A 12,254-nucleotide genomic window follows, 5' to 3' on the forward strand; every position below is an offset into this window, starting at 1 on the left:
AAGCTTAATATAATCGATATAATATTTTATTACAAACTAAAAAGCAGCTTCTTTAAAATTAGTGCTATAAAACACTAAAATACGTATAATCATAAAGTCGTTTCAAAGCCTCATAATTCATATTTTCTATCTTTTAAGCGAGTATGTTCCAAATAAATCTTTCTTTTCAAACATTTCAGTAACAGATTTCTCCAAAGGGGTACGCTTAATAATGGCATTTTCTTTCCAGAAAGAAGGATTGTACTCTTGGCTAGCTACCTCTTCCAATAGATTGCTCTTTCTATGAAGTTTTTTTGTACTATCTTTCATTTCACTCCCCATATTATACATAATAGAATGAATATCCATCCTTCCGGATTTTTGTACATAGTAATGCATGTCTACTATCACAGATTCAACAAAAGAAGCCCCCCCCATTGTTTTATAATTAATTTCGAAATGTGTTTTAACATCATTTATCCGCTTTTTCTCACCCGTCTCATAATCAGTTAATATAATAATATTATTTAAAACGTCACTTTCAAAACGCTTTAGCTCTAAAGTAGAAGAATCAATGAACGCGTCACCTCTTATAACTGGGTTCACAATTCCCTTCCGTGGATTAAAGCTAATCTTATAAATCGTGGAAGCATCATTGGGGTTGTAGAGAATATCATAATCAACCGTATAATATTTATCATAGTCTTTAAACAAAGGTTGTATATATGTATCGTTCTTTATTTTAATTTTTTTGCTCAATACAACTGGACGAAGCTGGGATTGATAAAAGAAGTTTTTAAAATGCATGTATTTATGCACGGAGTCACTTGGCAGATCGGCATAACGACCTGTTATCAATTCTATATTTAGGATGCTAAGATGTGGCTTTGCATTTAAAAACGCTTCAAGGATTTCATTGCAGACAGAATTTGTTTGAGTAATCTGCCTATAAAAAAAAGAATTTGTTACCTTTCCGAATGTATCATTATCTTTCTTATATTTATCATGAACTCGCATTAAGAATTCATGCATATCTATTGGCTTTACTACTATTTCATTCAAATTGACGACCAAAGGTTTCAGTGAAATGGTAGCAGGAGCATTTGAGGCTTTTATATTCCGTGTTTCATAACCGACATAAGAAATACGTAGCATATCTGTAGGTAAAGCAGTAATCGAAAACTCACCTTCTTGATTGGATATTGTGCCATGATCCGTACCTATATATATTGTTGCATACATAAGGGGAGCCTTCGTCTGTTCATCTATGAGCAAAGAGTTAATCGTGGTTTGTTGTGCAAAAGCATTTATTACATAAATAAGCAACACCTCCAAAGATATAAGTTTTTTCATTTTGCATTCTGTTATCTTTACTTAAGTAGAATACAAATATAAGAAGTTTTTTAATAGGACTAAGCTTGCACCAAAAAATATAGCACAATACTTATTATTATGCTCAACAAACATTATGTTCGTATAGCATAATAATAAGCAGTATGGAATTTGTAGATAGAATAGAAGAGAGCGAATGACTTACCAAAACACTCGCAGGTGACAATACATCATTTGTTGTTGTCCAACCGGAGAAAACAGTGATCGATTATTGTCGGAGTTGAAAGCCAAAGCCGAAAAATTACCATTTCCGAAGAATCATATCATAGTGGCGAAATTATTTCTAAAGCATCAGCCTTCAGGCGACACAAAAGAAACACTATTGCCGAAAGATATAATTCATCTGATGAATGCCTTCTAGTAATTGAACTGATAAACCGTCCCTCACCGCATGATTATATCCTATTTTGATTCTTCCATTCTTGAGCCATTCATTTTCCCCTTCACCAATAACAGCAATACTCTTATTTACTCTTCCTCGCATAACTTATCATCTTTAAGATAAATACTTCCAAGAAATGGCAAATCCACCAACTGACCCTGCATATAGGCATTATAAGGAGGCACGTTTTTGTGAAAACCCAAAGAAGAGAGACGAGTCAGTACTGTTTCCTCCGAATTGTTTTTATCGGTAAACCAGCTACTTCAAATATTTCTTGTTTTCTACATCATGTAACACTTTCATCTGCTGAATAGCTATAGCATTCAGTTTAATTAATCGTTCCGATTGTTCCAAACCTTCATTAATCAGAACAGCATTGATGTTTTCCATGTTCGATAAGCAAATTAACTCATTGATACTAGCATAATCACGAATATTGCCTTTCATCTCGGGGTTCTGATTACGCCATGTTTTAGCGGTAATTCCAAAGAGTGCTACATTGAGCACGTCGGCCTCGGAAGCATATATCACGGAAGTTTGCATCGGGGTTAATTCTGCAGGAATAAGGTTTTGTTTAATAGCATCAGTGTGAATATGATAATTTATCTTAGATAGTTCGCGCTTTGCACTCCATCCAATCTGTTTTTGTTCTTCTTCTTTTAGGCGTTGGAATTCCTTTACTAAATACAACTCAAATTCTACGGAAACCCAACTAGCAAATTTAAAAGCTATATCTTTTTGAGCATAAGTACCGCCACCAGCACCATTTTTTGTTATAAGTCCTATAGCATCTGTAATTTCTACCCAACGAGATGGACTCATAGTAAAGGCGTTACTCCCGGCTTCTGCTAAAAGGGGGTCGAATTCGACCCCTTTAAATCGAGGGTTGTTCAAACGTTCCCATAAACCGAGATACTCTAATGTGTTTTTTAAACGCATCCAGTTCTTAACTACATCTTTTGGTTCCGATGGATTTTTTTGTTTGGCAATATCGGTTATACTGATATAGTCTATCCCATTTACTTGCAATGTCTTAACCGCAACCGTTTTTACTATTATTTTATTTGTTTTCGTCATAATTATTATTGTAGTTCTTTTGTTGGAATAGAAAAGTATTCGTTCAATACTCTGATATACATAAGATATGGACGATATAACTTTTCATACCAAATATGTTTTATTACCTTAAACAAAACCATACATGTTGTAAATATATGAAATAATATGTTATAGAATAGCGAAACAAAAAGATTAATTCTTCACGTTTTGCCCCACTGCCAAGCTGAACCATTTTCGTGAAACCACGAAAATGGTCGCCCATGCTGATATTTTGCACCTTACAAGCCTCAACAACCTATCTTACAATGGCAGAGCAATATCAGATAATTTTTCAAGAATTTCTATACACAGAGTTTTACCTGATAACTCTTGCTGTTACTCTTGCTGCAGCAAGAGCTCAACCTTGACTTCTCTACATCACTTTACTCTTTATAGCTGAATAAAAAGCCAACTTATTATTATGCTCAACAAACATTATGTTAGCGAAGCATAACAATAAGTAAGGATTGATTTTTCTTCCTCAAACACTTGGCTTTGCCAAGTAAATGTATTACTTTTGTGAGTGTAATCATAAAGTAGTTTGAGATTAAACTACGGTAAACGGGGGAAGCAACAACTTCCCCCGTTTTTTGTTTTTATTGGGTGAAAATTAGCCGAAAGAAGGGTGGAAAGTGGGTAAAAGAACGGTTCAGTTGGGTAATCTGCACGGTTCTCTTGCTCCAAGAGACGGTTGCTCTCTGGCAATATGCTTATTTGTTATCGGAATAACTCCTAATGAAAAAGATATTTCGTCTATATGTTACCCCGCTAACTCCTTTTTGTCTTTGAAACGCGCATCCTCCGTTAATTGTGTATAATTCGTCTCTTGACAAAAAGGAGCTTACGAGAGGCTTTTTGTCAAGTTTCAGGAAGACCGTTCAGAAGCCTTGTGAGAGGGATTTGCTGAACTAGTTAGTTCACCGCGGTGAACTAGTTAATTAAGCGTGGTGAACTAACTAGTTCACCACGCTTAAGTAGTATGGTCTGTTTGAAAAGGTCTATTTGTATAGATTAATTAAAAAGCTTGTCGAAAGGAGCAACCGCTTTTCCACTCGGAACAACCGTAAGCGGCTTTGCCTTTAATGATGGTGCCTTTGCCACAAAGGGGACAGGGTTGCCCTACCAACGGGTCAGCAGTAGGGATGCTCACCGGGATGGATTGCACATTCTCAGCAGGCGACTTCGCAACTACGGGCTTTTCTTTTTTCTCTTTCGGAGCAACCGCTTTACGTTCTCGCTTCTTTGGCTCTTTTTTCTCTTCGGTTACCACTACGGCTTCTTGAATGGTAATGCGGCGATTGGTGTTATCGGTAAGCACGCTCAGCACTACGTCCGATACCATCTGTTTGAGTTCCTCGAGAAACAGGTGGGCATCGTAGGTTTTCTTCTCTATCTCACGAAGTTTCTTTTCCCAAATACCTGTCAGCTCGGCCGATTTAAGTAGTTCTTCGTGAATAATCTGTATCAACTCCACACCGGTGGGGGTGGCAATGAGGTTCTTGCGTTCTTTGCGAACATAGTTTCGCTTGAAAAGGGTTTCGATAATAGCGGCACGGGTAGACGGGCGACCGATGCCATTCTCTTTCAACGCATCACGTAGTTCATCATTGTCCACCAGCTTACCTGCCGTCTCCATGGCACGTAGCAGGGTTGCTTCGGTAAACGCTTTAGGGGGTTGTGTCCACTTCTCGTTCAAGTCCGGCACATGGGGGCCGCTCTCTCCTTTTACAAATAGCGGAAGTACTCTTTCTTCGTCATCACCTTCTTTCTCTTCTATCTGCTCTTTGGCAAACACTACTCGCCAACCGGGTTCCAGAATCTGTCTACCCGTTACCTTAAACTCGATCTTGTCCACTTCGCCCAATACGGTGGTGTTGGAGACTTTACAATCGGGATAGAACACTGCAATAAACCGACGGGCGATGAGATCGAACACGCGTCGCTCCATATCGGTAAGGTTCTGAGGATATATTCCTGTAGGGATGATGGCATGGTGATCGGTCACCTTCGCATTATCGAACACTTTCTTTGACTTAGGCAGCTTTCCACCTTCCAGCGGAGCGGTGAGCACGGCATAGTCTCTCAAGTTTTTTAAGATAGCGGGACATTTAGGATACATATCGTCGGTCAGATAGGTGGTGTCTACACGCGGATAGGTGGTTACCTTCTTCTCGTAGAGTGATTGTATCTGTTTCAGTGTTTCGTCGGCAGAGTAAGCAAACTTCTTGTTGCATTCTACCTGAAGGGAGGTAAGGTCGAACAAGCGGGGTGCATACTCCAGTCCCTTCTTGGCAGAGACATCGGTCACCACGAAATCGGATTGTTTCACTGTTTCCAGAAACGCAACTCCTTCTTCTTTAGTGGTGAACTTACCTTTGGTGGCCGAGAAAGTTGTTTCCCGATAAACCGTTTTCAATTCCCAGTAGGGTTCGGGCTTAAAGTTCTCTATCTCGAGTTGACGGTTAACGATGAGTGCCAGCGTAGGCGTTTGTACCCGACCGATAGAAAGCACCTGCCTACCCTGCCCGTACTTAATGGTATAAAGGCGGGTGGCATTCATGCCTAGCGTCCAGTCGCCAATGGCACGAGACAATCCGGCTTCGTAGAGTGGTTGAAACTCCGACTGATCCTTCAGTTTGGCAAATCCTTCTTTGATAGATTCCTCTGTCAAGGAAGAGATCCACAAACGCTTCACCGGACAACGAACTCCGGCCTTTTGCATCACCCAACGTTGAATCAACTCTCCCTCTTGCCCGGCATCACCGCAGTTAATGATTTCATCTGCCGCCTGCATCAGCTTCTCTATGATATGAAATTGCTTCTCGTAAGTAGGGTTACTAATCAGTTTGATGCCGAAGCGTGGCGGAATCATTGGCAAGCTGCTCAGGCTCCATGACTTCCAGGCCGGACTATACTCATGCGGTTCCTTCAGGGTGCACAAATGGCCGAATGTCCAGGTCACCTGGTATCCGTTACCTTCCATATATCCATCTTTTCTGGTTCGAGCTCCGAGTATATCGGCTATATCACGTGCCACAGAGGGCTTTTCGGCAATGCAAACTATCATTTTAATTCTTTTGTTTAGGCAAAGGTAGGGAAAAAGCAGGAAAGAGAGGTGAGGTATGGGCATAAAAAAAGGAGTCACGCCTGACTCCAACCTTTGTTAACCTTAAATCTAATACTATGAAAAACACAGTGCAAATATACGGAGTTTTTTGATATCTGCAAGGACTGTGCGCGAAAACATGTGTTTTATAACATAGTTTAATATTTGGAGAGTGTTTTAATAAAATTAGTGTAGCTCATTGATGGACGGTTGAGGGTTCAATAGATCGAGTGCCTCAGCATCACTCATGTCATAGTGATAGAACTTATGGAAGAATTCCTTCGTTACTGCAAGCATATCGAACTTATATACAGTAGGATATAGTAAATGTGAAAGCCAAATGTAACCGATCAGACGATTGATGCCCGGCGGACGGTCTATCCATCCAAACGGACGCCAAGGAACCTGATACAACATATTTTGCTTTACGGCTTTGAGTTGTGTCCAGATGGGACTGGTGCGAATAAACTTATAAGAGTCTAATCCGTCAAAATTACCCGACCAAACCAGTACAATATCAGGGTTCCATGCATAAACTTGTTCTATCGATACATTGGACATTCCTTTCTCGGGTAATACATCGACAGTTGCTACATTCTTCGCACCGACCAAATCAATCAGCAGGCTATGCACTGAGCCGGACGGATCGGTCTTCAGGCCTCTCATCCCTTCAGCATAATAGATCCGTTTCTTGTCTTTCTCGGCAATGGTATGAGCTTTGACAGGAATTGAATCGATGTAAGTCTCTATAAAGCTGATAAGTTCCTCTGCCTTTTCGGGCTTGTTGAGCACTATCCCCATAAAGGCTAAAATCTCTTTGTATTTATTGATATCCATATCAAGCAGAATGACAGGTATATGTATCTTAGCCTGCAACGCATTGACTGCCTCGATATTCGCTTTCGTAAGCACTTGAGAGTAGATGACTACGTCTGGCTTCAATCGGATGATTTCTTCCGAACCTCCTTCTATAGCATAAGGTTTGTTTTCGTAGAAGGACTTCTTGAGAAATTTCTTCTCGGATTCATTGTAATTGAACACCCTGTTCACTGTCATAACTGTATCAAAGGCATAAAACATTTGAGAGGAATGGCGGTCAACAAACACAGAACGAATGTGCTGAGGGATTTCTACTTTTCTTCCTGCCATATCTGTTATCGTCCGAGTGCTGCCAGCTACCTCCTTGCCTGCCTTATTGCGGCAGGCTGAAAGGAGGCAAACAAACAGAACAAGTAAACATATCGCTGATTTTTTTATCTTATTCATCAAACAATCTTTTTAGAAGTTATACACTACGGACGTGAAGAAGGTTCGTCCCTCACGCGGGTAGTTCTGTGAAATAGAGTAGTTTCGATCGAAAAGGTTTCTCGAACCTATTTCGCAAGCTAGTCCTTTCCATACCTGAGAATGTATCTTTGCATTCATCAACATATATCCGGGTACTGTAGTACCAGTACTGGTTACGTATCTTTTGCTATTTACTTCCGTATCGAAATGGAAGTAGGCATCCCAAGAAGATAGTTTGTATTTGCCGTAAGCAATGAACTTATGATCGGGAACGCCAACAAACTTCACTGTTTTATCTTCTTTATTCTCTCTGTGAATGTAGCTATAATTACCCCCTAGGGTGAGGTTCTTCATTGCTTCCCAACCAAAAGATAGTTCATAGCCCTGGAAGACTGATTTACCTACATTCCGATTCTGATAGATGGGGTCGCCATTATCTTGCGTACCAACGGTTATCTGATAAATGGCATCGTCTACATTGTTACGAAACACAGATGCTTGGTACTGAAACTTATCGGTGATCTTACCTTCGTAAGTGATGTCGAATATCCAACTAAACTCCGAAGCGAGGTCGGGGTTGGGCTCTTGAGAACCAAATTTGCTCGAATAACGATCTTTTTGCGATGCAAAGTGCGACTTACGAGAAGCAGAGACGGTTATATCGTGTCCCTTAGCCACGTGCAAGATGGTAGCCAACTGATAGTTGAAAGCGTCATCAGAACCTGTTGGAAAGTCATACAGCACATTTTTTTCTCCCGTGAGGTAGTGCGTGCCATATTCCTGCGCCTTGCTATTGCTTCGAGAGTTATAGCTAAGACCTGCCACTGCGATGATGTATTTATTGAAGGTATAGGTATCTTCTAGTCCCGCCGAAATGGTATTATCCAGATACTTTTGTATGGGTTCTCCGGTTACAGCAGTCTGTCCGGTTGTCTCATTGGCCGCAATGCCTCCGTTATGCTCTTTGTGCGAGTCGTACTTTTCGTGAAAAGCGAATTGAAGCACATTGTTCTTTATTGATTCGTTGGATAGATTAAAGGATCCGCCCAATGAGTAATCATTATAAATGCTATGAAATGCCTTTTTAGTATTCTGCAGCAAATAAGTCTTGTCATCAAACTGATCCATGATGTTATAGTAGTTATCATAGAAAGCAGTAACCTTAATGTTTGTGGCAAGACCCAGATAGGTATTGGACTTAAAATAAACACTCTTCTTATCATACTTAGGATAATCCCTGTACTGTCCTCCCAAGATGGATGGAGAAATGTTTTTCTCTGCATTCTGAATGATAAAGCTCACCGAATATTCATCTGTAGCATTGGGAGTATAGCCAACCTTTGCACTAATTTTGAGATCTTTTGCCGCAGAGTGTTCTCTTCGTCCACCATCTTCGTAGTCGGTAGGGGTGAACTTATCAGAGAGTGACATGAATTTTGTATCGAGAAAAGAAAAACTTCCCAGAAAATAAAATTTCTTCATGCGGGAACCAATGTTAATCCCGGTATTGTATCCATTCAGACCTTCCTTACTGAACTTCATTCCTGAGATGCCATCTATCTCAAGCTTCTTTGCCGGCTTGCGCGACACTAAATTAATAGCTCCACCCATCGTGTTTGGACCATAAAGAACAGAGGTAAAGGCTTTCGATACGCTGATCTGAGCCAAGTCGAAAGTGGTAAACCGTGTAATGTCTACATTTCCGTCATAGGGTACATAAATGGGCACTCCATCATAAAAGATAGGAGTCTGAAGCATGCTGAATCCTCGTAAATAGAATGCCCCTTCATTTCGGGCTCCGGTTTCGGAGATGGTTAAGCCTGGAATCAGATTCACCGCATCCGTAAGATTGTCTCTGTTGAACTCGCGCATCTGTATCATATCCAGTTTGTCCGGTACGGATGCTTTGGTTGTTTTGCCAATCACCTCTACTGCCCCTAGCGTATATACTCTTGATATAGAATCTTCCGGTGCATCCTTCTCGGCTTGGGCATAAATCATGGAACACAAACTAAGAGCACCAATAAATGCTAAACGTCTTTTCATACTCGTCTTTTTTTAGGAATTTAGAATAATAAAATCAATACCTGTAAACAAGGCCGTTATACCTGTGAAAGATAACGGATAATAAAAAAAGGCATTCTCCCTTATCGGGAAAGAATCTTAACGTATTTGCCGATGAAAAACACAAACGGCGCAAGCATCTCTCTCTCATTGATCACATCAAAAACGGTTTCTAGTGTAGCACAAGCACAATCTTCGTGCGAGAGTGAAATCATGGAAGCAATGACCACCGGCATATCGGTTGGTACTCCTTCTTCTTCGAATGCACGGAAGATTTCCTTCAGATTGTCATAAGCCATGTACAAAGCCAAAGTAGTTCCATGTTTAAAGAGTTTAGAGATGTCACGAAAATGTGCACAGTTGTCTTCGATGTGATCTCCAATAGCATATACAATGCTATTACTTTCGAATTTCTCTGTGATAGGAATAGCAAAGATACTTGCGGCGGCAGCGGCAGCGGTTAAACCGGGAACCATTTCAAAAGGGATCTCCATCTCTTTTAGTCGTGCACAATCGACCCCACCCCCATTAAACATCATGGCATCACCAGCTTTCAGCCTTACTACTTTTTTGCCTTCATGATATAACTGCTCTACAATTTTAAGCAGATCAACCGGCTCTTCTTCCCCCTCCGGATGTTTATCTATGAAGCGCACTTCTGTCTGTGGCCCAGCCTCGGCAAGTATGTGAACAGCAGGCAGGCAATCATACAAAATACAATCGGCTTCATTCAATCTTCGTTTTGCGTCTACTGTAAGATAATCTGGACCTCCTGGACCTGTGCCGACAATCGATACCGGATAGTAATTTCCAAATGCTTCTTTCATGTTCTCTTGTTTTAAATAAAATGAATTTAATGTGTTGTTAAATCTCGGGAATACATATTTTGCGAGATAGTATTGCGTTGTGAGTCAATGCATGTATACGAATATCTGCTCCGTAAATCTCTTTTAAAAGTTCTTCGGTAATCACTTCCTTACAATCTCCTTGTACCATCACTTTCTGTTCTTGCACCACGGCTACTTTGGCATCGCACATAAAGGCGTGGTCGGGCGAATGTGTGGCCATCAAAATACCTAGTGATTCGTCTTTCAACTCATTGACCTGTCTGATAATCTTTATCTGATTACCAAAATCAAGGCTCGAGGTAGGTTCGTCCATAACAAGAAACGAAGGCTGTTGGGCCAGTGCCCTGGCTACAATGACCATTTGTTGTTCTCCTCCGCTTAACTGCGTGAAGACTCGTTTACGCAGGTGAATAATGTTGAGTTTATCTAAACACCACTCGGCAATGGCTTTGTCTTCTTTACCGGGAGAGGCAAACGGCTTCAGGTGGGAGGTTCGTCCAAACAGAACAACGTCCATCACCGTAAAAGGAAAAGGTAATGACCGGGCTTGGGGCACATAGGCTACCTTACGGGCGAACTGAGTGCGATTCCAAGAAGACAGGTTTCTGCCATCCAGCAAAATCTCTCCCGATTGCAAAGGCAACAAACCGAGCAGAGTGCGAAACAAAGTGGTTTTACCCGAACCGTTTCGCCCCAGAACACAAATCGTTTCGCCTGTATGGAGTTCCATATTGACGTTTTGAAGAATCATCGTTCGATGATAGCCCAGAGATGCATTTTTAATTTCTAATTTCATCATTTACCATGTATGTTTAGAGGATAAACGCAAAATAATGAGAAACATGGGTGCTCCAATGAGTGAAGTGATAATACCTAGAGGTATCTCTAGTGAGGAAACAGAGCGCGACAGGTCATCAACAATCAACATAAAGATACCTCCCACCAGGAAGGATGCAGGAAACAGGACTTTATGATTAGGTCCCACCAGAAAACGAGCGAAATGAGGAATAATCAATCCGACCCAACCGATAAGTCCTGTGATACTAACTACTGAAGCTGTAATAAGGGATGCACAAGCAATAACAATGACACGCAACCGAGCAGCATTCACTCCTAACGCCCGTGCTTCTTCGTCGCCAAAGGAGAGTACATTGAGCCTCCACGATGAGAGTAGCAGTGGTATCAATGCCAAACCAATAAACGGGAATACAGTCTTCAATTCTCTCAGAGTAACTTCAGTTAAACTACCCATTAACCAAAATGTAATATCGGGGAGTTTGTATTCACTATCAGCTAGATATTTCATCAATGAAATCAGAGCAGTAAACATGGATCCGACAATCATACCCGAAAGTACCAACATGAGAATACGGTCGTGTGTGCCACCCATTATCTTGCTAACAGATAACGCTATGCAAACAGAAACAAGACCCATAATGAATGCCATGCTCTGAATGCCAACCAGACCAAACGAAAGCAGGATAGCTAACGATGCTCCAAAGCCGGCACCCGAGCTAACTCCCAAGATATCGGGACTGACCATTGGATTCCGAAAAATGCCTTGATAAGCAGCACCCGATACAGACAAGGATCCGCCTACAAGTACCGCCCCCAAGATACGTGGCAAACGTATCTCACTCAGAAGCAGAGGCAGATTCGCATCACTATATTTTCCCGTAAAAAGATAACTCACAATATCAGCCACGGGTACAGAGTATCGCCCTATTGAGAATGAGAGAAGAACGGTAAATAGCAAAAGCACACTCAATCCCAACAAAATTGTTGCCCCGGTTACGCAATAATTCTGTCTGGAATACCTTTCACAAAAGTTTCTTCTCCAATTTAATATCATAAGCCGTATTATACATAGTCTTGCTATGTTGATAAAGCAAACGCAAAAAACAGACCAAAAGGAAAGAGCATGGAAGTTAGCTAGGAAGGAGTGAATCGGTTTATAAGCGTACAAACCTTATTATCAGCTGATTTAAAGGAGAAAAGGTATAGGATATTGGGATAAGTATATCTCTACGTGCTGAATAACAGTCCTACATAATTGTATGGAAAACAAGAGTTAATATCCAAAATTGTATGTACTGTA

The 12,254-nt window shown here is 40.9% G+C and carries 9 protein-coding genes; all 9 read right to left on the reverse strand.

From position 1 onward, the window contains the following. Positions 1 to 126: 126 nt before the first annotated feature. Positions 127 to 1,332, reverse strand: a complete 1,206-nt coding sequence (locus BQ5338_RS05085; RefSeq protein ID WP_071145691.1) for a carboxypeptidase-like regulatory domain-containing protein — start codon at positions 1,330 to 1,332, stop codon at positions 127 to 129. 358 nt (positions 1,333 to 1,690) lie between these two features. Continuing rightward, positions 1,691 to 1,855 carry a hypothetical protein gene (locus BQ5338_RS16810; protein ID WP_159431307.1) on the reverse strand — a complete coding sequence of 55 codons (165 nt, stop codon included), beginning with the start codon at positions 1,853 to 1,855 and terminating at the stop codon, positions 1,691 to 1,693. Positions 1,856 to 2,011: 156 nt separating this feature from the next. After that, entirely contained in the window at positions 2,012 to 2,830 is an 819-nt protein-coding gene (locus BQ5338_RS05090; RefSeq protein WP_071145692.1) for a KilA-N domain-containing protein, read from the reverse strand. 1,036 nt (positions 2,831 to 3,866) lie between these two features. Then, complete coding sequence (locus BQ5338_RS05095; protein ID WP_071145693.1) at positions 3,867 to 5,918, reverse strand: DNA topoisomerase 3; 2,052 nt, start codon at positions 5,916 to 5,918, stop codon at positions 3,867 to 3,869. A gap of 225 nt (positions 5,919 to 6,143) precedes the next feature. After that, positions 6,144 to 7,223: an ABC transporter substrate-binding protein gene (locus BQ5338_RS05100; protein ID WP_071145694.1), complete on the reverse strand. Its 1,080-nt coding sequence runs from the start codon at positions 7,221 to 7,223 to the stop codon at positions 6,144 to 6,146. A 12-nt stretch (positions 7,224 to 7,235) separates the two neighbouring features. Next, entirely contained in the window at positions 7,236 to 9,290 is a 2,055-nt protein-coding gene (locus BQ5338_RS05105) for a TonB-dependent receptor plug domain-containing protein (protein WP_071145695.1), read from the reverse strand. A 101-nt stretch (positions 9,291 to 9,391) separates the two neighbouring features. Further along, positions 9,392 to 10,135, reverse strand: coding sequence for a uroporphyrinogen-III C-methyltransferase (locus tag BQ5338_RS05110; protein WP_071145696.1), 744 nt, complete (start codon positions 10,133 to 10,135; stop codon positions 9,392 to 9,394). Positions 10,136 to 10,172: 37 nt separating this feature from the next. Further along, positions 10,173 to 10,955: an ABC transporter ATP-binding protein gene (locus tag BQ5338_RS05115; protein WP_235816370.1), complete on the reverse strand. Its 783-nt coding sequence runs from the start codon at positions 10,953 to 10,955 to the stop codon at positions 10,173 to 10,175. Further along, a complete protein-coding gene (locus tag BQ5338_RS05120) occupies positions 10,956 to 12,008 on the reverse strand; it encodes a FecCD family ABC transporter permease (RefSeq protein WP_078063396.1) in 1,053 nt (350 codons plus the stop codon). Between the last annotated feature and the right edge of the window lie 246 nt (positions 12,009 to 12,254).

It is taken from the genome of Bacteroides ihuae, from assembly GCF_900104585.1.
Classification (GTDB): Bacteria; Bacteroidota; Bacteroidia; order Bacteroidales; family Bacteroidaceae; genus Bacteroides; species Bacteroides ihuae.

Bases quoted from the DNA above. Each gene is read 5' to 3' on its own strand.
- BQ5338_RS05100 (WP_071145694.1), bottom strand. From the start codon at position 7,223: ATGAATAAGATAAAAAAATCAGCGATATGTTTACTTGTTCTGTTTGTT.
- BQ5338_RS16810 (WP_159431307.1), bottom strand. From the start codon at position 1,855: ATGCGAGGAAGAGTAAATAAGAGTATTGCTGTTATTGGTGAAGGGGAA.
- BQ5338_RS05115 (WP_235816370.1), bottom strand. From the start codon at position 10,955: ATGATGAAATTAGAAATTAAAAATGCATCTCTGGGCTATCATCGAACG.
- BQ5338_RS05085 (WP_071145691.1), bottom strand. From the start codon at position 1,332: ATGAAAAAACTTATATCTTTGGAGGTGTTGCTTATTTATGTAATAAAT.
- BQ5338_RS05120 (WP_078063396.1), bottom strand. From the start codon at position 12,008: ATGATATTAAATTGGAGAAGAAACTTTTGTGAAAGGTATTCCAGACAG.
- BQ5338_RS05105 (WP_071145695.1), bottom strand. From the start codon at position 9,290: ATGAAAAGACGTTTAGCATTTATTGGTGCTCTTAGTTTGTGTTCCATG.
- BQ5338_RS05090 (WP_071145692.1), bottom strand. From the start codon at position 2,830: ATGACGAAAACAAATAAAATAATAGTAAAAACGGTTGCGGTTAAGACA.
- BQ5338_RS05110 (WP_071145696.1), bottom strand. From the start codon at position 10,135: ATGAAAGAAGCATTTGGAAATTACTATCCGGTATCGATTGTCGGCACA.
- BQ5338_RS05095 (WP_071145693.1), bottom strand. From the start codon at position 5,918: ATGATAGTTTGCATTGCCGAAAAGCCCTCTGTGGCACGTGATATAGCC.